At 62.4% G+C, this 18706-nt stretch carries 20 protein-coding genes; 5 read left to right on the forward strand and 15 right to left on the reverse strand.

What is annotated here, in order from left to right:
* Positions 1-82 precede the first annotated feature (82 nt).
* The 12 genes from lipA to ACW9IB_RS27250 form a co-directional block, all read right to left on the reverse strand.
* Entirely contained in the window at positions 83-1084 is a 1002-nt protein-coding gene (gene lipA / locus ACW9IB_RS27195; RefSeq protein WP_457368499.1) for a lipoyl synthase, read from the reverse strand.
* A 26-nt stretch (positions 1085-1110) separates the two neighbouring features.
* Complete coding sequence (lipB, locus tag ACW9IB_RS27200; protein ID WP_457368464.1) at positions 1111-1758, reverse strand: lipoyl(octanoyl) transferase LipB; 648 nt, start codon at positions 1756-1758, stop codon at positions 1111-1113.
* On the reverse strand, positions 1758-2033 hold the full coding sequence (locus ACW9IB_RS27205) for a DUF493 domain-containing protein (protein WP_457368465.1): 276 nt from the start codon (positions 2031-2033) through the stop codon (positions 1758-1760). Before ACW9IB_RS27205 ends, lipB begins: the two co-directional genes overlap by 1 nt.
* 84 nt (positions 2034-2117) lie before the next feature.
* On the reverse strand, positions 2118-3275 hold the full coding sequence (locus tag ACW9IB_RS27210; protein ID WP_457368466.1) for a D-alanyl-D-alanine carboxypeptidase family protein: 1158 nt from the start codon (positions 3273-3275) through the stop codon (positions 2118-2120).
* A gap of 184 nt (positions 3276-3459) precedes the next feature.
* Entirely contained in the window at positions 3460-4455 is a 996-nt protein-coding gene (locus ACW9IB_RS27215) for a septal ring lytic transglycosylase RlpA family protein (protein ID WP_457368467.1), read from the reverse strand.
* The gene (mltB, locus tag ACW9IB_RS27220) at positions 4455-5465 is read right to left on the reverse strand and encodes a lytic murein transglycosylase B (RefSeq protein ID WP_457416312.1); all 1011 of its coding nucleotides are present in this window, start codon (positions 5463-5465) and stop codon (positions 4455-4457) included. Before mltB ends, ACW9IB_RS27215 begins: the two co-directional genes overlap by 1 nt.
* A gap of 17 nt (positions 5466-5482) precedes the next feature.
* A complete protein-coding gene (rodA, locus tag ACW9IB_RS27225; protein ID WP_042570827.1) occupies positions 5483-6586 on the reverse strand; it encodes a rod shape-determining protein RodA in 1104 nt (367 codons plus the stop codon).
* Between the two features lie 31 nt (positions 6587-6617).
* Positions 6618-8516 carry a penicillin-binding protein 2 gene (gene mrdA, locus ACW9IB_RS27230; protein ID WP_457368469.1) on the reverse strand — a complete coding sequence of 633 codons (1899 nt, stop codon included), beginning with the start codon at positions 8514-8516 and terminating at the stop codon, positions 6618-6620.
* A gap of 15 nt (positions 8517-8531) precedes the next feature.
* On the reverse strand, positions 8532-8999 hold the full coding sequence (rlmH, locus tag ACW9IB_RS27235; RefSeq protein WP_457368470.1) for a 23S rRNA (pseudouridine(1915)-N(3))-methyltransferase RlmH: 468 nt from the start codon (positions 8997-8999) through the stop codon (positions 8532-8534).
* 9 nt (positions 9000-9008) lie between these two features.
* Positions 9009-9503 (reverse strand): ribosome silencing factor, encoded by a 495-nt coding sequence (gene rsfS, locus ACW9IB_RS27240; protein WP_457368471.1) that lies wholly within the window; start codon positions 9501-9503, stop codon positions 9009-9011.
* Between the two features lie 69 nt (positions 9504-9572).
* Positions 9573-10217 (reverse strand): nicotinate-nucleotide adenylyltransferase, encoded by a 645-nt coding sequence (gene nadD, locus ACW9IB_RS27245; protein WP_457368472.1) that lies wholly within the window; start codon positions 10215-10217, stop codon positions 9573-9575.
* Positions 10217-11482, reverse strand: a complete 1266-nt coding sequence (locus ACW9IB_RS27250) for a glutamate-5-semialdehyde dehydrogenase (RefSeq protein WP_457368473.1) — start codon at positions 11480-11482, stop codon at positions 10217-10219. The genes nadD and ACW9IB_RS27250 overlap by 1 nt, the downstream gene beginning before the upstream one ends.
* 175 nt (positions 11483-11657) lie before the next feature.
* Between ACW9IB_RS27250 and ACW9IB_RS27255 the strand changes: the two genes are divergently transcribed.
* Together ACW9IB_RS27255 and ACW9IB_RS27260 are read left to right on the forward strand one after the other, a co-directional pair.
* Positions 11658-12344, forward strand: a complete 687-nt coding sequence (locus tag ACW9IB_RS27255) for a DNA-3-methyladenine glycosylase (RefSeq protein WP_457368474.1) — start codon at positions 11658-11660, stop codon at positions 12342-12344.
* Between the two features lie 175 nt (positions 12345-12519).
* Complete coding sequence (locus tag ACW9IB_RS27260) at positions 12520-13836, forward strand: bifunctional DedA family/phosphatase PAP2 family protein (RefSeq protein ID WP_457368475.1); 1317 nt, start codon at positions 12520-12522, stop codon at positions 13834-13836.
* Here ACW9IB_RS27260 and ACW9IB_RS27265 read toward each other — a convergent pair.
* From ACW9IB_RS27265 to ACW9IB_RS27275, 3 genes are read right to left on the reverse strand one after another with little or no spacing between them, the layout of a single operon-like run.
* Positions 13833-14423, reverse strand: coding sequence for an LON peptidase substrate-binding domain-containing protein (locus ACW9IB_RS27265; protein ID WP_457416315.1), 591 nt, complete (start codon positions 14421-14423; stop codon positions 13833-13835). The two genes, ACW9IB_RS27260 and ACW9IB_RS27265, sit on opposite strands and share 4 nt — an antisense overlap.
* 21 nt (positions 14424-14444) lie before the next feature.
* A complete protein-coding gene (locus ACW9IB_RS27270; RefSeq protein WP_457416318.1) occupies positions 14445-15161 on the reverse strand; it encodes an LrgB family protein in 717 nt (238 codons plus the stop codon).
* Positions 15158-15511 carry a CidA/LrgA family protein gene (locus ACW9IB_RS27275; RefSeq protein ID WP_457368478.1) on the reverse strand — a complete coding sequence of 118 codons (354 nt, stop codon included), beginning with the start codon at positions 15509-15511 and terminating at the stop codon, positions 15158-15160. Before ACW9IB_RS27275 ends, ACW9IB_RS27270 begins: the two co-directional genes overlap by 4 nt.
* A 160-nt stretch (positions 15512-15671) precedes the next feature.
* Here ACW9IB_RS27275 and ACW9IB_RS27280 point away from each other — a divergent pair, with 160 nt between their 5' ends.
* From ACW9IB_RS27280 to ACW9IB_RS27290, 3 genes are all read left to right on the forward strand, one after another.
* Positions 15672-16127, forward strand: coding sequence for a MaoC family dehydratase (locus ACW9IB_RS27280; protein WP_457368479.1), 456 nt, complete (start codon positions 15672-15674; stop codon positions 16125-16127).
* Positions 16128-16232: 105 nt separating this feature from the next.
* A complete protein-coding gene (locus tag ACW9IB_RS27285) occupies positions 16233-17951 on the forward strand; it encodes a C13 family peptidase (protein WP_457368480.1) in 1719 nt (572 codons plus the stop codon).
* 29 nt (positions 17952-17980) lie between these two features.
* Complete coding sequence (locus ACW9IB_RS27290; RefSeq protein WP_457368481.1) at positions 17981-18622, forward strand: oxidoreductase; 642 nt, start codon at positions 17981-17983, stop codon at positions 18620-18622.
* The last annotated feature ends 84 nt before the right edge of the window (positions 18623-18706 follow it).

An 18706-nucleotide genomic window follows, 5' to 3' on the forward strand; every position in this document is an offset into this window, starting at 1 on the left:
GGTGTATCTGGTGCACCGAGGTGATGCTATCGCAGGCAAGCCAGCTCCCACATAAGCCCGCTCCCGGATTTGAGCAGCGGTATTACGAAACCAGACTCGCCTTCACCAGCTTGGCCTGTTCGTCGGCGTGGTACGAGGACCGAACCAGTGGGCCGGACGCAACGTTCTTGAAGCCCATCTTGTAGCCTTCCTCGGCGAACCAGGCGAAGGTGTCCGGGTGCACGAAACGCTGCACCGGCAAGTGGTTTCGGGAGGGTTGCAGGTACTGGCCCAGGGTCAGCATGTCGATGTCGTGTTCGCGCATGCGCTTCATGACTTCGATCACTTCATCATCGGTTTCGCCCAGGCCCAGCATCAGGCCGGATTTGGTCGGTACGTGCGGCATCATCTGCTTGAATTTCTGCAGCAGGGTCAGCGACCACTGGTAGTCCGAACCCGGACGCGCTGCCTTGTACAGGCGTGGCACGGTTTCCAGGTTGTGGTTGAACACATCCGGCGGCTCGGCGGCGGTGATTTCCAGCGCCACATCCATACGGCCACGGTAGTCCGGTACCAGGGTTTCGAGCATCACGTTCGGCGACAGCTTGCGGATCTCGCGGATGCAGTCGGCAAAGTGCTGGGCACCGCCGTCACGCAGGTCGTCGCGGTCCACCGAGGTGATCACTACGTACTTGAGCTTGAGGTCGGCGATGGCCACGGCCAGGTTTTCCGGCTCGCTGGTGTCCAGTGGCTTCGGACGGCCATGGCCCACGTCGCAGAACGGGCAACGACGGGTGCAGATGTCACCCATGATCATGAAGGTGGCCGTACCGCCGGAGAAGCACTCGCCCAGGTTCGGGCAGGACGCTTCTTCGCACACGCTGTGCAGCTTGTGCTTGCGCAGCAGGGCCTTGATACGGTCGACTTCCGGCGAAACCGGGATACGCACGCGGATCCAGTCAGGCTTCTTCGGCAGTTCGGTGGTCGGAATGATCTTCACCGGGATGCGTGCAACCTTCTCGGCGCCGCGCAGCTTGACGCCGGCTTCCACCTTGGCACGCGGGGCCGGGGCTGGACGGTCGGTAACGTCCACCGTCGGGATCATGGTTTGCACTGCATCAGTAGTCATAATCAGTCGATTCCGCCCGTAAGGGTCGTCTGCTCAGCATAGTCGAGGTGTTTGACGAGCTGCGCACGCAGCCGGGCACTTACCTCGGCAAATTTAATCGGTGTGGCGTGGTCGCTCAGTTGCGTCATCGCCAGCCCTGCGTAACCACAGGGGTTGATCCGTCGGAACGGCGCCAGGTCCATGTCCACGTTCAAGGCCAGGCCGTGAAAGGAACACCCGTGGCGAATACGCAGCCCCAGGGACGCGATTTTCGCGCCGTCGACATACACGCCGGGCGCATCGGGCTTGGCCGCAGCGGTCACGCCGTAGCTGGCCAGCAGCTCGATCAGGCAAGCCTCCATCCGGCTGACCAGATCGCGCACGCCAAAACCCAGCTTGCGCACGTCCAGCAACAGATAGGCGACCAGTTGACCGGGCCCATGGTAAGTCACTTGGCCACCTCGGTCGACCTGCACCACCGGAATATCACCCGGAACCAGCAGATGCTCGGCCTTGCCGGCCTGCCCCTGGGTGAACACCGGCGGGTGTTCCACCAGCCAGACTTCATCGGGGGCCGAGCTGCCGCGCTCGTTGGTGAACCGCTGCATGGCATGCCAGACAGGCTCGTAGTCCATCTGGCCGAGCTCGCGAAAGCCCAGGACACTTGACATCAAAGCACCATGTGCACGAAGCCGGTGGCCCGCAGTTCGCTGTTGATGTTGTAGAGCTGGTCCTGATCGGTGGCCAGGATATACAGCTGGGTCGTGGTGTATTTACCCGTGCTGCTTTGCCGCTCCACGGTCTTGCCCAGGTTGATCTCGGCGTGTTTGGACACGATGGCGATCACCTCGGCTTCCCGACCGACGCCCGTATCGCTGATCACTTTGATCGGATAATCGGCCTGGGGGAATTCGATCTTTGGCGCCTTTACTTCTTTATCGGTCATGGCGTAACGGCCTCGTAAGCGTAAGCCGTGGCGACGGGCAAAGCCCCGCGTCGGGTCGACACGGGGCTTTGCAGGTGCACACTATCAGTTGAACAGGCTGTAGAAGAATAGACGGATGCTATCCCAGACGCGGCGGAAGATACCACCTTCGTCAACGGCGTCCAGCGCGATCAGGTCAGCGCTGTGGACCACCTTGTCGTCCAGCTTCACTTCGACCTTGCCGATCACGTCACCCTTGGCAATAGGGGCCACCAGGTGCGGGTTCATGGTCATGCTGGCCGCGAGCTTTTTCAGCTGGCCTTTAGGCATGGTCAGGGTCAGGTCTTCAGCCAGGCCGGCCTTGACTTGCGAGGTCGAGCCCTTCCAGACCGGCGCGGTCGCCAGCTCTGCACCCTTCTGGTAGAAGGTCTGGGTTTCGAAGAAACGGAAGCCGTAGGTCAGCAGTTTTTGCGTCTCGGCCGCACGGGCCTGCTCGCTGTTGGTACCGAACACCACGGCGATCAGGCGCTGGCCGTCACGTACCGCGGAAGACACCATGCAGTAGCCCGCCTCTTCGGTGTGGCCGGTCTTCAGGCCGTCGACGGTCTTGTCGCGCCACAGCAGCAGGTTGCGGTTAGGCTGCTTGATGTTGTTCCAGAAGAACTCTTTCTGGGAGTAGATCGCGTAGTGCACCGGGTCGACGCGGATGATCGCGCGCGCCAGGATCGCCATGTCGTGAGCCGACGAGTAATGCTCAGGGTTCGGCAGGCCGGTCGGGTTCATGAAGTGGCTGTTGGTCATGCCCAGGTCGGCCACGGTTTTGTTCATCATGTCGGCGAACGCATCTTCGCTGCCGGCGATGTGCTCGGACAGCGCCACGCTGGCGTCGTTGCCGGACTGGATGATGATGCCGTGCAGCAGGTCACTCACGGTAACTTGCGAACCTACCTTGATGAACATCCGCGAACCGCCGGTGCGCCAGGCGTTTTCGCTGACGGTCACCGGGTCGTTCTCGCCGATCTGGCCGCGACGGATTTCCAGGGTCGCAATATAGGCCGTCATCAGCTTGGTCAAGCTGGCCGGGGGCAAGCGCTGGTCGCCATTGTTCTCCACCAGCACGTTGCCGCTGGCGGCATCCATGAGCACCCAGGACTTGGCGGCGAGTTGCGGGGCAGCCGGCATCATTTCCACGGCCCAGGCAGCCGGGGTGATGATCAGCGAGATAAGCAGGCACGTGCGTTTGGCTAAGGTGGTGATGTTCATCCGTCTCTCGAAATTGCTAATGGAAACTTGCCCTTGCGGGCAAAACGAGTCAGACAGCCCGTTGCCAGACTGTCGCGTGTTCGGTTGCATGCCCACCCCTTGCCCCCGGGTTTTTATTGTTCAACGAGCCAGCAACCTGGGCCCAGGCCCGATCCCGGGCTTGAGCTTTCAATCTGTGTAACGCTTATTCGGCGGTGACCACGCTGGGTTGCCCCAGGTTGGCCAGGCGCACGCTGTTCTGTACCTGGGCGACTTCACTCGGCGAGCCGATCGGCCCCATGCGGACGCGGTGCAGGGTCTGCTGGTTGCGTACGATGGAACTGATGAACACCGGTGCACTCACCATGCTGCTCAGCTTGGACCTTAACAGTTCTGCCGCATCCGGGTTGGCGAAAGCGCCGACCTGCAGGTATTGACCACCGGCTGCTGCGCCGCCCGGCATGGCCTGGGGCACGGGTACCGAGTCCGTCGCATGCTGCTGCGGCGGCGGGGTCCACTGCTCGACCTTGCCGGCCGAGGCGATCTGCGGTTGCGGGGTCTGCGGCTCGTTGAGCATCAACGGCGCCGGTTTGCCACGCTGGGCCCAATATTGCGCCGGGTCGATGCCTTCGACCTTCACCCGCGCAGTACCGGTTTCGGCGTAGCCGAGTTTCTTCGCGGCCGCGTAGGACAAGTCGATGATCCGGTCCGAATAGAACGGCCCGCGGTCGTTGACCCGCAGGATCACCGTGCGGTTGTTGTCCAGGTTGGTCACGCGCACATAGCTGGGCAGCGGCAGGGTCTTGTGGGCCGCACTCATGCCGTACAGGTCATACACTTCGCCGTTGGCGGTGTTCTGGCCATGGAACTTGGTGCCGTACCAGGATGCCGTGCCCGATTGCACGTAGGTCTTGGACTCTTGCAGCGGAAAGTAGGTCTTGCCCAGGACGGTATACGGGTTGGCTTTATAAGCACCGGTATGCAGGGTAGGCGTGGCGTCCGGGATTTTCGAGACATCCACGTCCCACCACGGTGCGCCGTCTTTGTGGGCGCGGTTGATGTCCAGCCCCGGTTGGGAGCGTACGGCCGTACCGCCGGACTTCTGTGCCGGACCACGGCTGGTGGAGCAACTGACAACCAGCAAGGACAACGCGGCGAACGCCACCAGCTTGAGCGGTTTATTGATCGGCGATACCCGCATTACTTGACGCCCCGTGCTTGGACCAGCATGTCTGACAGCTGATGCACGGCCATGGCGTACATCACACTGCGGTTATAACGCGTGATTGCGTAGAAATTCTTCAGGCCCATCCAGTATTCAGGGCCGTTTTCGCCTTCCAGACGGAACGCCGTCACCGGCATGTCGTCGCGTGGCGCATTCTGACTCGACCAGCCCAGCGCCCGCAACTCCCCGACGGTCTTGGCCGGCTCGATGCCTTGGGTCAGGCCTTCGTCGGCGCGATCTCCGGAAATTTCGGCACGGATCACCACCGGCTCGCCCGCGACCCAGCCGTGGCGTTTGAAATAGCTGGCCACACTGCCGATGGCGTCGTCAGGGTTGCTCCAGATATTGATATGCCCGTCGCCGTCGAAGTCCACTGCGTAGGCGCGGAAACTGCTCGGCATGAACTGCGGCAAGCCCATGGCACCGGCGTAGGACCCCTTGAGCGTTAGCGGGTCGACCTGCTCTTCACGGGCCAGCAGCAGGAATTCGCGCAGTTCCTTGCGGAAAAACTCGGCGCGGGGCGGGTAATCGAAGCCCAGGGTCGACAGAGCATCGATCACCCGATAGCTGCCCGTGTTGCGCCCGTAGAAGGTTTCGATGCCGATGATCGCGACAATCACCTGGGCCGGCACGCCGTATTCCTGCTCCGCACGGGCCAGCACGGCCTCGTGCTGACGCCAGAAGTCCACGCCCCGGGCCACGCGGGCGTCGGTGAGGAACATCGGGCGGTATTCTTTCCACTGCTTGACCCGCTCGGCGGGCCGGGAGATGGCGTCGAGGATTGCCTGCTTCTTCTGGGCCTCGCGAAACACGCCCATCAGCTGTTCACCGGCAAAGCCGTAGTCGCGGGTCATTTCACCGACGAATTCGGCGACCTGGGGTGAGCCATCATAGTCACCGGCCCGCGCCTCCTGCGTTGCTCCCAACAAGCCGATCAGGCCCATCCAGGACGCATGCCGAGTCGCCCAGCCGCGCATTGCTTGCATTGACATCTTCACCTTATTCAAACCTGCGCGATCCACTTGCGATGCGTGTGAATCGACATCAAAACCCCAAACGCTGACAGCAATGTCACCAGCGAAGTTCCGCCGTAGCTAATGAATGGCAACGGCACCCCAACCACCGGCAACAGGCCACTGACCATACCGATGTTGACGAAAACGTAAACAAAAAAAGTCATGGTCAAGGCGCCGGCCAGCAGTTTGCCGAACAGCGTCTGCGCCTGCGCGGTGATCACCAGCCCGCGACCGATCAGCAGCAGGTAGATCAGCAACAACGCGCAAATGCCCACCAGGCCGAACTCCTCGCCCATCACCGCAATGATGAAGTCGGTGTGGCTCTCGGGCAGGAAGTCCAGGTGCGACTGGGTACCCAGCAACCAGCCCTTGCCGAACACGCCGCCGGACCCGATGGCGGCCTTGGACTGGATGATGTTCCAGCCGGTGCCCAGCGGGTCGCTTTCCGGGTCGAGGAAGGTCAGGATCCGCTGCTTCTGGTAGTCATGCATAAAGAAGAACCACATGGCCACGGCCACCGGTACCGCCGCTGCCAGCACGCTGAGGATCCAGCGCCAGCGCAGCCCGCCCATGAACAGCACGAACGCGCCGCCCGCCAGGATCAGCAGCGAGGTGCCGAGATCCGGCTGGCGCACGATCAGGATGAACGGCACGCCGATCAGGATCAGGCTGATCCCCACATGCTTGAGCTGCGGCGGCAAAGTGCGCTTGGACAAATACCAGGCGATGGTCGCCGGCATGAGGATCTTCATGAATTCCGACGGCTGGAAGCGAATCACCCCCGGGATGTTGATCCAGCGGGTCGCACCCATGGCGTTGTGGCCCATCACGTCCACCACCACCAGCAACAACACGCCCGCGACGTAACCCAGGGGCACCCACCGCGCCATGAAACGCGGCTCGAGCTGGGCGATCACCACCATCGACAACAGGCCCAGACCGAACGAAGACGCCTGCTTGATCAGCAGGTCCCAGTTCTTGCCGCTGGCCGAATACAACACGAACAGGCTGCCGGCGGCGAGCGTCAACAGCAGGATCAGCAAAGGGCCGTCGATGTGCATGCGTTGCAGCAACGTCGCCCGGCGACGCATCACGTCTTCACTGGAGAGGATGCGGTCAAAATTACTCTTCACGGGCCGTAACCTCGGTGCTTGAAGGGGGGCCGCCATATTCGGGCTTGAGCCTGCCGTCGTCGGCCAACAGCCAGGCGTCCATCACTTGGCGCACCACGGGCGCCGCGACGCCGGAGCCGGACTCGCCGTTCTCGACCATGACCGCCACCACGATTTTAGGGTCATCCGCCGGCGCGAAACCGACAAACAGCGCGTGGTCACGGTGGCGTTCCTGAACCTTGGAACGGTCGTATTTTTCGCCTTGCTTGATCGCCACCACCTGGGCGGTACCGCTCTTGCCGGCAATGCGATACTGCGCGCCGATCGCCGCCTTGCGCGCGGTGCCCCGGGCGCCATGCATCACTTGCTGCATGCCGTGGTTGACCTTGGTCCAGTCCGACGAATCGCGCAACACGATGTCGGGAATCGGGTTCTCGTCCACCGGCTTTTCGCCTTCGATGGTCTTGGCCAGGTGCGGACGATTCCAGATGCCCTTGTTGGCCACCAGTGCCGTGGCCTGCGCCAGTTGCAGCGGCGTGGCTTGCATGTAGCCCTGGCCGATACCGAGGATCAGGGTTTCACCCGGGAACCACGCCTGACGGCGGGTCGCGCGCTTCCACTCGCGCGATGGCATCAGGCCAGGCGATTCCTCGAACATGTCCAGGGAGACTTTCTGCCCCAGGCCGAACTTGCCCATGTACGCGGACAAGCGGTCGATGCCCAGCTTGTGGGCCAGATCGTAGAAGTAGGTGTCGTTGGAACGCATGATCGCGGTGTCCAGGTCGACATAGCCGTCACCGGTGCGGTTCCAGTTACGGTATTTGTGGTCGTAATTGGGCAGCATGTAATAGCCCGGGTCGAACACCCGGCTGGTGGCCGTGACCACGCCCGCGTCCAGGCCGGCAATCGCCACCGCCGGTTTGATGGTCGAACCCGGCGGGTACAGGCCACGCAATACACGGTTGAACAGCGGACGGTCGATGGAGTCACGCAGCTCGGCGTAAGCCTTGAAGCTGATACCGGTCACGAACAGGTTGGGATCGAAACTCGGCTGGCTGACCATCGCCAGCACTTCGCCGGTCTTCGGGTCCAGCGCGACCACCGCACCGCGCCGGCCGCCCAGCGCCATCTCGGCCGCTTCCTGCAGACGAATATCCAGGCTCAGCACAATGTCCTTGCCCGGCACCGGGTCGGTACGCTTGAGCACCCGCAGCACTCGGCCACGGGCGTTGGTCTCGACCTCTTCATAACCCACCTGGCCATGCAGCTCGGGCTCGTAGAAGCGCTCGATGCCGGTTTTGCCGATGTGGTGGGTGCCGCTGTAATTCACCGGATCGAGGCTTTTCAGCTCTTTCTCGTTGATCCGCCCCATATACCCCACGGAGTGGGCAAAGTGCGGGCCTTGCGGGTAATGCCGCACCAGTTGCGCCACCACTTCCACACCGGGCAGGCGGAACTGGTTGACCGCGATCCGCGCAATCTGCTCTTCGGTCAGCTCGAACAGGATCGGCACCGGCTCGAATGGCCGGCGCCCCTGCTTCATGCGTTTCTCGAAGATCACCCGGTCTTCCGGGGTCAGTTGCAGCACCTCGATGATCACATCGAGCACTTGCTGCCAATCGCCGGAGCGCTCGCGGGTCATGCTCAGGCTGAAGCTGGGCCGGTTGTCCGCGACCACCACACCATTGCGGTCGAAAATCAGCCCCCGGGTCGGCGGAATCGGCTGCACATGCACCCGGTTGTTTTCCGACAGCGTGGAGTGATAGTCGTACTGGATCACCTGCAGGAAATACAGGCGCGCAATCAACACCCCGAGCAGGGCCACCACCAGAACCGCGCCAAACACCACCCGCGCGCGTACCAGACGTGCGTCTTTCTCATGGTCCTTGATACGGATCGGCTGGGTCATCGAGAGGGGCGCAGATTATTTGTGGTAAGGGTGCCCGGACAGGACTGTCCAGGCGCGATACAACTGTTCACCGATCAGGATCCTTACCAACGGGTGCGGCAGCGTCAACGCCGACAGCGACCAGCGCTGGTCGGCCCGCGCACAGACTTCCGGCGCCAGCCCCTCGGGGCCGCCGACCATGAAATTGACCGTACGCGAGTCCAGGCGCCAGCGATCCAGTTCCACCGCCAGTTGCTCGGTGCTCCAGGGCTTGCCGTGCACTTCGAGGGTGACGATGCGCTCGTTGGGGCCGACCTTGGCCAGCATGGCCTCGCCTTCCTGACGGATAAAGCGCGCCACGTCGGCATTCTTGCCCCGGGTGTTGAGCGGTATCTCGACCAGGTCCAGCGACAACTCGGCGGGCAGACGCTTGGCATATTCATGCCAGCCCTCTTCCACCCACTTGGGCATGCGTGAACCGACAGCAATCAGACGCAGGCGCACAGCCGTTCCTTATTCCTGGTCTTTGTTCAGCTTGTCGAAGTGTGCATGGCCCACTTCCGGGCTGTGGTGCTTGCCATCGGCGGCACGGCTCTGCTCGGCGCCCATCCACAGGCGCTCCAGGTCGTAGAACTGGCGAGCGGCGCTGGTCATCATGTGCACGATGACGGTGTCCAGGTCGGCCAGCACCCAGTCGCTGTCGCCCTTGCCTTCTTCACCCAGCGGCTTCACGCCCTGGGCTTTGACGGCTTCGCGCACCTTGTCCAGCATCGCGCCGATCTGGCGGTTGGAGGTACCGGTAGCGATGATCATGTAATCGGTGATGCTCTGCTTCTCACGCACGTCCAGGACCTGAATGTCCTGAGCCTTCACGTCTTCCAGCGCGGCGACGGCCAGTTGTACCAGCGCTTCGCCTTCAGGCACCGGGCCGGCCTGGGTTTCAGGCGGCAACGGCGCACTCTTGAAGGTGCCTTTGCGCTTAACTTTGCTTACGTCTTTGTTGGTCATAAAAAACTCGTTTTGCTCATATATTCGGGCGCTCGCTACACGTTTATTCGTGTCTTCAAGCGCGCCTGTTCAGTTCGACGCACGGTACAGATCGTGCGCATCGATGTAGGCCAGGACCGCGTCAGGCACCAGGAACCGTACCGACTTCCCGCTGGCCAGCAGTTGACGGATCTGGGTGGCCGACACCGCAAGCGGGGTCTGCCAGACGAATGCAATATTCCCGTTCGGCCCGGTCAGGGCCAAGGGGTCACTTACCGACCGCGCGGCCAGCAGGTTGCGCAAGGCATCCGGCGGTTCGCTGTCGGCATCCGGGCGTTGCAAAACCAGGATGTGGCAATGCTGGAGGAGTTCTTCCCAGCGATGCCAAGAGGGCAGGCCGCAAAATGCGTCCCAGCCCAAAAGCAGAAACAACTGGTCATCCGCGGCCAACTCGGCGCGCATCAGTTCCAGGGTGTCAACAGTGTAGGACGGTTTATCGCGCTTGAGCTCGCGGTCGTCCACCACCAGCGGCGCGATACCTTCCACGGCAAGGCGCACCATTTCCAGACGCTGCTGCGGTGACACCTGCGGCGTATCGCGATGGGGCGGCCGTGCGTTGGGCATCACGCGCAGTTCATCCAGCGCGAGGGCATCCGCGACTTCCAGGGCGCTGCGCAAATGGCCGATGTGCACGGGGTCGAAGGTGCCGCCGAGCAGCCCGATGCGTTTACCCATCAAGTGCGCACATGACCGTCGCCGAACACCACGTACTTCTCGCTGGTCAGCCCTTCGAGACCAACCGGACCGCGGGCGTGGAGCTTGTCGGTGGAAATACCGATCTCCGCCCCCAGGCCATATTCGAAGCCGTCGGCAAAACGTGTCGAGGCGTTGATCATCACCGAAGCGGAATCCACTTCATTGAGGAAACGCCGGGCATCGCTGAAATGCTCGGAAACAATGGCGTCGGTGTGCTTGGAGCCGTAGGTGTTGATGTGCTCGATGGCCTGATCCAGGTCGTCGACAATGCGGATCGACAGGATCGGCGCCGTGTATTCGGTGTACCAGTCTTGCTCGGTGGCTTCGATCACATCCGCACCCAGCAACGCACGGGTACGCTCACAACCGCGCAGCTCCACGCCCTTGTCGCGGTAGATGGCCGCCAGAGGTGGCAACACGCGCTCGGCGATGCCGACGTGCACCAACAGGGTTTCCATGGTGTTGCACGGCGCGTAGCGCTGGGTCTTGGCGTTGTCGGCGATGCGAATCGCCTTGTCGATGTCGGCGGCGATGTCGATGAACACGTGGCACACGCCATCCAGGTGTTTGATGACCGGCACCTTGGCATCGCGGCTGACGCGCTCGATCAGGCTCTTGCCCCCGCGCGGCACGATCACGTCGACGAACTCGGGCATGGTGATCAGCGCACCCACGGCGGCGCGATCGGTGGTTTCCACCACTTGCACCACTTCGGCGGGCAAATCGGCCACGGCCAGGCCCTGCTGAATGCAGGCCGCAATGGCGCGGTTGGAATTGATCGCCTCGGAACCGCCCCGCAGGATGGTGGCGTTGCCGGACTTGAGGCACAGGCTCGCGGCGTCGATGGTCACATTCGGACGCGACTCGTAAATGATGCCGATCACGCCCAGGGGCACGCGCATCTTGCCCACCTGGATACCGGACGGCAGGTAGCGCATGTCGCGGATTTCACCGATGGGGTCAGGCAGCTTCGCCACCTGACGCAAGCCTTCGATCATGTCGTCGATACGCGCCGGGGTCAGCGCCAGGCGGTCCAGCAGGGCCGGTTCAAGGCCATTGGCGCGGCCGTTGGCCAGGTCCAGCTCGTTGGCGGCAGAAAGCTCGGAGCGCGCAGCATCCAGAGCATCGGCGGCGGCCAGCAGGGCACGGTTCTTCTGCGCGGTACTCGCGCGGGCGATCAACCGCGAGGCCTGACGGGCGGCGCGACCCAGGCGGGTCATGTAGTCAAGAACGGACTCAGTCATGGTCGGGGAGTCTTGGCAGGGAGGAAAGCGGCAGATTATAGCTGTGACGCCGTCCTACGGACAGCGGTGAGGGGCGGATGGTCGAAATGAACTGTAAAAACTTGAGGTTCAGCGGTAATTAAGGCGGGAGTTGTTATGATTCCGTCACATTTAGCCGCATCCACTGTCCAGCGCCATGCCCAGTCCATCGCCCCAACACCCCGCCAGCGCCCTGCCCGACAGCTTTTTCGACCGGGATGCGCAGATTCTTGCGCAAGCCTTGCTTGGAAAAATCATCCGCCATCGCGTGGGCGAAACCTGGCTTTCGGCGCGAATCATTGAAACCGAAGCCTATTACCTGGCCGAAAAAGGCAGTCACGCGTCGTTGGGCTACACAGAAAAGCGTAAGGCTTTGTTTCTGGATGGTGGCCATATCTACATGTACTACGCCCGTGGCGGCGACTCCCTGAACTTCAGCGCCCACGGCCCGGGCAATGCCGTCCTGATCAAATCGGCGTATCCCTGGGTCGACGAACTGTCCGGCCCAGCCAGCCTGGCGCAGATGCAATCGAACAACCCGGACGCCAACGGCAATCCCAGGCCCGCGCAGAAACTGTGTGCCGGCCAGACCCTGTTGTGCAAGGCGCTGGGGTTGAAGGTGCCGATGTGGGACGCCAAGCGCTTCGACCAGGAACAGCTATACGTCGAAGACGTGGGCCAAACGCCTGCACCCATCATCCAGACCACCCGGCTGGGCATCCCCAACGGGCGTGACGAACACTTGATGTACCGCTTCGTCGATGCGGGCTACGCGCCTTACTGCACCCGGAACCCGCTGCGCCGGGGCCAGGTCGAAGGTCGCGATTATCGTTTGATTGAATGAAATGAGCGTTGAAACCTGCAGTCCCGCAGATCCAATGTGGGAGCGGGCTTGCCCGCGATTGCGGTGCGTCAGCCACAGACTACTTCACTGACAGGCCGCATTCGCGGGCAAGCCCGCTCCCACAGTTGATCTTCAGCGTTTCAAGTTATGTATTGCATAGAGGGAGTGACGTTTTATGGGCCAATGGCTCGATAGCATTACCGGCTGGCTGACCCTGAACCCCGAATGGCTGGCGGTGGCGGTATTCATCGTCGCCTGCGTGGAGTGTCTGGCCATTGCCGGGCTGATCGTGCCAGGCACGGTATTGCTGTTCGCCATTGCCGCTCTCGCCGGCAGCGGAGCGCTGTCGTTGAGTGAAACCCTGTTGCTGGGCTTCCTGGGCGGGCTGCTGGGTGACGCGGTTTCCTACTATCTGGGCCGACATTTCCACCAGAACATCCGGCGCCTGCCCGGTCTGCGTCACCACCCGGAATGGATGAACAGTGCCGAAACCTACTTCCACAAGTACGGTATCGCCAGCCTGCTGGTAGGACGCTTCATCGGCCCGCTGCGCCCGATGCTGCCGATGGTGGCGGGCATGTGCGACATGCCCTTCCCGCGCTTTGCCCTGGTGAGCATTGTGGCGGCAGCCGGCTGGTCGGTGGCCTACCTGCTGCCGGGTTGGGCGACCGGTGCCGCGTTCCGCCTGCCGCTGCCGGAAGGTTTCTGGCCCGAGGCCGGGATTGTTGCGGCCTGTATCGCGGTGCTGTTGGGGTTGAGCTTGAACAGCAGCTTGCGCGGCCATCGTCGTGCCACCTTGTGGATCGGCTGCGCGAGCCTGACCTTGTTGATCGCGCTGTTTATCGGCTACCCCCACCTCAATGACTTCGACCAGGGCCTGAGCGCGCTGGTGCAGGAACATCGCAGCCCCTGGCTGGACCAGGCCATGGTGATGGTCACCCAACTGGGCGAGTTCAAGAAGATGTTCGTCGCCAGTGCCGTATTCACCGGCCTGCTCCTACTGGCGAGACAATGGCGGCACGCGCTGTTCGTCGGCGTCACGCTGGCGGGATCGGCGGTGATCAACACGGGCACCAAGCTGTTTTTCGCCCGTGGCCGCCCGGAAATCCTGACGGACCCGCTGACCAGCTTCAGCATGCCCAGCGGCCACGCCTCAGGGGCGTTTGCGTTTTTCCTGGCGCTGGCGATACTCGCCGGACGCGGCCAACCCACGCGGTTGCGCCTGACCTGGCTGCTGCTGGGTTGCATCCCTGCCGCGTTTATTGCGTTGTCGCGGGTATACCTCGGCGCCCACTGGCCGACGGACATTCTGGCCGGCACGCTGCTGGCGATGACCGTCTGCGCATTGAGCCTGACGGCCTTTGAGTACCGCACACCCTTGCCCGCCATGTCGCAAAAAGCCTGGTGGCTGGTGTTGCCGGCGGTGGCGGCGGTGCTCGGCTTCATCGCGTTTACCGGTACGCCCCACGCCTTGCTGCGGTATGCCTATTAAGCGAACAACTCTCCCTGCAACTCGTCGAGCAAGATCTGGATCGCATCCAGCCGCTGCTGCGGGTCGTCGAGTTGCAACAGGTCAATTTTGTCGGCCTCGGTGAACGGCAGCAGGTAGGCCAGCTGATTGCCCAGGGCCTGCTGGCCCTCGGCATGGGTGCCCATGTCGAGGGAAGCCACCATCGGGTGCTCGGCCAACGCGTGGAGCAAGGCCAACAGGTCGGCATCCTCGTCTTCCAGCGGTTGCTCCGGCAGTTCTTCCAGCCACTGCACCTCGGCCACCAGCAGTTGATCCTTCTGCACGCCGGCATCCCGCACGCGAAAACGGCGCCCACCTTCGACACGAATGCCCAGCAGGCCGTTGTCCTGCTGCTTGAAGTCGCGGATCAACGCCTCGCAGCCGATCAGCGCGTAGCCGTCCGGCGCCTGGCCCACTTCCTGACCGTCGAAGATGCACACCACGCCAAAGCTTTCGCCCTTTTTCATGCAACGGCTGATCATGTCCAGGTAACGGGCCTCGAACAGTTGCAGGTCGAGGGTGCAACCCGGAAACAGCACGGTGTTGAGCGGGAACAGCGCCAGACTCATAAAGGTTTCCTTAAACCCGGTTTAAACGATCACCGACACGGCCAGCGGCAGGAACACCGCCGTGGCCACGCCCATCAGACTCATGGCCAGCGCCGCAAAGGCGCCGCACTCTTCGCTTTCCTGCAGAGCCACCGAGGTACCTACCGCGTGCGCGGTCATGCCCAGGGCCATGCCGCGCGCTTCCGGGCTGTGTACCCCCAGACGCGACAGATACGCCGGGCCGATCATCGCGCCAATCACCCCGGTGATGAGTACGAACACCGCCGCCAGCGCCGCCACGCCGCCGATCTGCTCGGCCACCAGCATGGCGATCGGCGAGGTCACCGACTTGGGCGCCATGGTCATCAACATCCTGTGTTCGGCACCGAACCCCCATCCCAGCAGCACACACAAGCCGGTTGCCACCACGCCGCCTATCACCAGCGTAGTAAAGATCGGCCAGAACAATTGGCGAATCCGTCGCAGGTTCAGGTAGAGCGGCACGGCCAGCGCCACCGTCGCCGGGCCCAGCAGAATGCCCATGATCTGGGTACTTTCGCGGTACTCGGCGTAGCTCAAGCCACAGGTCAGCAACACGCCGATCACCAGCAGCATGGACACCAGCACCGGCTGCAGGAAAATCCAGCGGGTTTTCTCGAACCCGGCCAGCACCAGTTGATAAGCCCCCAGGGTGATGCCGATACCGAACAACGGGTGATGAATCACCGCCGTCCACGCGCCCTGCCAGTCGAAGGTCATTGGTCCTTCCCCTTGCGCTTGATCATCTGCTGCATCAGTACGCCGACGAACCCCATCGCAATGACCAGCGACAGCACCAGCGCACCGATGATGGCCCAGAAGTCGGCGGCGATATCCTTGGCGTACACCATGACCCCTACCGCGGGCGGCACCAGCAATAACGGCAGGTAACGCAGCAAGCTGCTGGCCGCCAGGCTCAAGGGCTCGCCGACTTCGCCCTTCCAGACCAGAAAACCAAGCATCAGCAGCAGCCCGATGATCGGCCCAGGCAACACCGGCAGCAGCAAGTGGTTGAGCGCCGTGCCGAGCAATTGGAACAGCACCAGCCAGGTCAGCCCTCGTAACAGCATCCGTTCATCCCCCTTTTAAAGCGTGCCGGCATTATAAGCACGCCAGCCCTATGCTTCGGCATTCGCCAAAAGCATGGTGGGTTGACCGGCCCGGTTGCCCATGATGATCTACCATGGTTTTCGCACACCGATAAAAACCGATGAACCCAGGAGAGACGCAATGCCCTATGTACCCGTAGCGCAGCTCAAAGATTATGTCGGCAAGGAACTGGGACGTTCCGAGTGGCTCACCATCGATCAGGCACGCATCAACCTGTTCGCTGAAGCCACGGGCGACCATCAGTTCATCCACGTCGACCCGGTCAAGGCGGCGCAAACTCCATTTGGCAGCACCATCGCCCACGGCTTCCTGTCGCTGTCGTTGCTGCCCAAGCTGATGGAAGACCTGCTGATCGTGCCCGAGGGGCTGAAGATGGCGGTCAACTACGGCCTGGACAGCGTGCGCTTCATCCAGCCGGTGAAGGTCAATTCCAGGGTGCGCCTGAACGTGACCCTCAACGACGTCACCGAGAAAAAACCTGGCCAATGGCTGCTCAAGGCCACCGCCACCCTGGAAATCGAAGGCCAGGAAAAACCGGCTTACATCGCAGAGTCGTTGTCACTCTATTTCGTGTAAGCCCGCACCTGTGGTGGGGACCCGAACCTCACCACAGGGTATGTAAATTTATGTATGAAACTCGCAGCTGCGGCATACTCGGCGCTCAATTATCCGGATCCCGCTATGCGCCCACTCGCTCCCCTTGCCCTTGCCCTTTTGCTCACCGCTTGCGGAGACGGCGAATCGCTGCTGCCGCCCGACGCGCGCCTGCCCGACGGCGGCCGCTACCGGGGCGATGTAGTCAATGGTCTGCTGCAAGGCCAGGGTCGTGTGGACTACCCCAACGGCAGTTGGTACGCCGGCCAGTTCGACAAGGGCCAGTGGCATGGCCAGGGCGAATGGCATGGCAGCAACGGTGAAGTCTATAAAGGCGACTTCCAGCAGGGCCTGTTCGATGGCCAGGGCAGCCTGACCACCGCTGGCAGCCACTACGTGGGTGGCTTCAAGCAGGGACGGCGCAATGGCGAAGGCACCCTCAAAGAGGGGCAGATGACCTATCGCGGCGAGTTCAAGGACGATCAGTATTCCGGTCTCGGTCGCCTGGAGCTTGCCGACGGCAGCCAGTACCAGGGCCAGTTCGCCCACGGCAAACCGAACGGCGAAGGCCAGCGCAACGACGACAGCGGCAATCAGTTCAGCGGCCATTTTGTCGACGGCCAGTTGGAGGGCAATGGCACCTTCAACAGTGCGGACGGCGATATCTACGTCGGCCAGTTCAAGCAGAACCAGCTCAACGGCAAGGGTCGTTATGAAAACGCTGACGGCGATGTGTGGATCGGCCAATTCAAGGAAGGCGCACTCAGCGGCAAGGGTGAACTGATCGGCGTGGACGGCAGCCATTATGTCGGCCAGTTCGCCGACTGGCGCTTCACCGGCGAAGGCCGTCTGAACCTCACCGATGGCAGCTTCTATATCGGTGGTTTCGACAGCGACAGCTACCAGGGCAAAGGCACCCTGGTGCTCACCGACGGCACGGTTCAGGCCGGCACCTGGGTCAATGGCATGCGCGTGCGTGATGCCGATGGCAAGCTGCTGCCCGACCCGCTGGAGATCGGCGTACTCGCCCAGGGCCGCCTGCTGGAGGCGGCCCTCGCCGCCGTGCCCGCCTCCACCGCCGCCGTAGAGCTGTACACCCTGGCCGTGGCCGGCGACGGCAAACAAAGCGTGTTCCTGCGCGAAGCCGATTACGTCAGCAACATGCTCGCCACCCGTTTCGGCGCGCGCGGCCAGATTCGCCTGGTCAACCACCGTGACCACATCGCCGACCGTCCGCTGGCGACCCGCGAAAGTCTGCGCCGTGCCATCCAGACCCTGGCAGAGCGCACCGGGCCGGAAGACCTGGTGTTTATCTACATGACCAGTCACGGCACCCACGAACACGAACTGGTGCTGGACCAACCGCGCATGGAGTTGGCCGACCTGCCCGCCGATGAGCTGGCGGCGGTGATGGCGCCGTTGAAAAACCGCGACAAGATCATCGTGATTTCCGCCTGCTACTCCGGCGGTTTCATCCCGGCGCTCAAAGACGACCGTACCTTGATCATGACCGCATCACGGGCTGATCGCGTGTCCTTCGGCTGCTCTGAAGAAGCCGACTTCACCTACTTCGGCGACGCCCTCTTCGCCCAAGCCCTCAACCAGACCGACGATTTGCAGCAAGCCTTCAAGCTGGCACAACAGCATGTGGCCGAGCGCGAACAGGCGGACAACTTCGAAGCGTCGGAGCCGCAGATCTGGGCCCCCAAAGGTGTCATCGCCCACTGGCAATTATTACGCAAGCAGCAGGCACGAAAGGCGCTCGAAAGCGTCTCAATGAATAGCAAGGAAGCCAAAGGCAACTAAGCTGAACTGTGTAACAAGGGGGAAACACCATGTACCTGACGCCTCAGCATATCCTGCTTGCCGGAGCCTCCGGCCTTACCGGCGAACACCTGCTCGATCGCCTGCTCAACGAACCCACCGTCACCCGCGTGCTGGCACCCAGCCGCAAGCCCCTGGCCGAACACCCCCACCTGGAAAACCCGGTGGGCGACCCCGCCGTATTCCTGCCGCAATTGAGTGGCCGTGTCGATCTGGCGTTCTGCTGCCTGGGCACGACCATCAAGCAGGCCGGCTCCGAGGCGGCCTTTCGCGCGGTTGACCTGGACATGGTGGTGGCGTTCGCCAAGCGTGCGCGGGAAATGGGCGCGCGGCACCTGATCGTGATCAGCGCGATTGGCGCCGATCCGAAATCCTCGATTTTCTACAACCGCGTCAAGGGTGAAATGGAACAGGCGCTCAAGGCGCAGGACTGGCCGCAACTGACCATCGTGCGGCCATCATTGCTGCTGGGGGAACGCCTGGAACCACGACTGGCCGAGCAATTGGCCGGACCGCTGTCGCGCCTGATTCCAGGCAAGTATCACGGTATCGAAGTGTGCGAACTGGCCCGGGCCATGTGGCGCCTGGCGCTGGAAGAGCAGGATGGGGTGCGGGTGGTGGAATCGGATGAGTTGCGCAAGCTGGGCAAATAACCCGATTCATCTGCCTGACAGAGATCCAAATGTGGGAGCGGGCTTGCTCGCGAATGCGGTGGATCAGTTAAAGATGCATTGACT

The sequence above is a fragment of the Pseudomonas sp. SDO524_S393 genome, from assembly GCF_054071875.1.

What these genes read in the sequence shown, in the direction of transcription:
- ACW9IB_RS27270 (WP_457416318.1), bottom strand. Translation starts at nt 15,161, where the DNA reads ATGACCTTCGACTGGCAGGGCGCGTGGACGGCGGTGATTCATCACCCG.
- ACW9IB_RS27290 (WP_457368481.1), top strand. Translation starts at nt 17,981, where the DNA reads ATGTACCTGACGCCTCAGCATATCCTGCTTGCCGGAGCCTCCGGCCTT.
- ACW9IB_RS27280 (WP_457368479.1), top strand. Translation starts at nt 15,672, where the DNA reads ATGCCCTATGTACCCGTAGCGCAGCTCAAAGATTATGTCGGCAAGGAA.
- ACW9IB_RS27205 (WP_457368465.1), bottom strand. Translation starts at nt 2,033, where the DNA reads ATGACCGATAAAGAAGTAAAGGCGCCAAAGATCGAATTCCCCCAGGCC.
- rsfS (WP_457368471.1), bottom strand. Translation starts at nt 9,503, where the DNA reads ATGACCAACAAAGACGTAAGCAAAGTTAAGCGCAAAGGCACCTTCAAG.
- ACW9IB_RS27265 (WP_457416315.1), bottom strand. Translation starts at nt 14,423, where the DNA reads ATGAGTCTGGCGCTGTTCCCGCTCAACACCGTGCTGTTTCCGGGTTGC.
- ACW9IB_RS27250 (WP_457368473.1), bottom strand. Translation starts at nt 11,482, where the DNA reads ATGACTGAGTCCGTTCTTGACTACATGACCCGCCTGGGTCGCGCCGCC.
- nadD (WP_457368472.1), bottom strand. Translation starts at nt 10,217, where the DNA reads ATGGGTAAACGCATCGGGCTGCTCGGCGGCACCTTCGACCCCGTGCAC.
- ACW9IB_RS27285 (WP_457368480.1), top strand. Translation starts at nt 16,233, where the DNA reads ATGCGCCCACTCGCTCCCCTTGCCCTTGCCCTTTTGCTCACCGCTTGC.
- ACW9IB_RS27215 (WP_457368467.1), bottom strand. Translation starts at nt 4,455, where the DNA reads ATGCGGGTATCGCCGATCAATAAACCGCTCAAGCTGGTGGCGTTCGCC.
- rodA (WP_042570827.1), bottom strand. Translation starts at nt 6,586, where the DNA reads ATGCGTCGCCGGGCGACGTTGCTGCAACGCATGCACATCGACGGCCCT.
- mrdA (WP_457368469.1), bottom strand. Translation starts at nt 8,516, where the DNA reads ATGACCCAGCCGATCCGTATCAAGGACCATGAGAAAGACGCACGTCTG.
- ACW9IB_RS27210 (WP_457368466.1), bottom strand. Translation starts at nt 3,275, where the DNA reads ATGAACATCACCACCTTAGCCAAACGCACGTGCCTGCTTATCTCGCTG.
- lipA (WP_457368499.1), bottom strand. Translation starts at nt 1,084, where the DNA reads ATGATCCCGACGGTGGACGTTACCGACCGTCCAGCCCCGGCCCCGCGT.
- ACW9IB_RS27255 (WP_457368474.1), top strand. Translation starts at nt 11,658, where the DNA reads ATGCCCAGTCCATCGCCCCAACACCCCGCCAGCGCCCTGCCCGACAGC.
- mltB (WP_457416312.1), bottom strand. Translation starts at nt 5,465, where the DNA reads ATGCAAGCAATGCGCGGCTGGGCGACTCGGCATGCGTCCTGGATGGGC.
- ACW9IB_RS27275 (WP_457368478.1), bottom strand. Translation starts at nt 15,511, where the DNA reads ATGCTGTTACGAGGGCTGACCTGGCTGGTGCTGTTCCAATTGCTCGGC.
- ACW9IB_RS27260 (WP_457368475.1), top strand. Translation starts at nt 12,520, where the DNA reads ATGGGCCAATGGCTCGATAGCATTACCGGCTGGCTGACCCTGAACCCC.
- lipB (WP_457368464.1), bottom strand. Translation starts at nt 1,758, where the DNA reads ATGTCAAGTGTCCTGGGCTTTCGCGAGCTCGGCCAGATGGACTACGAG.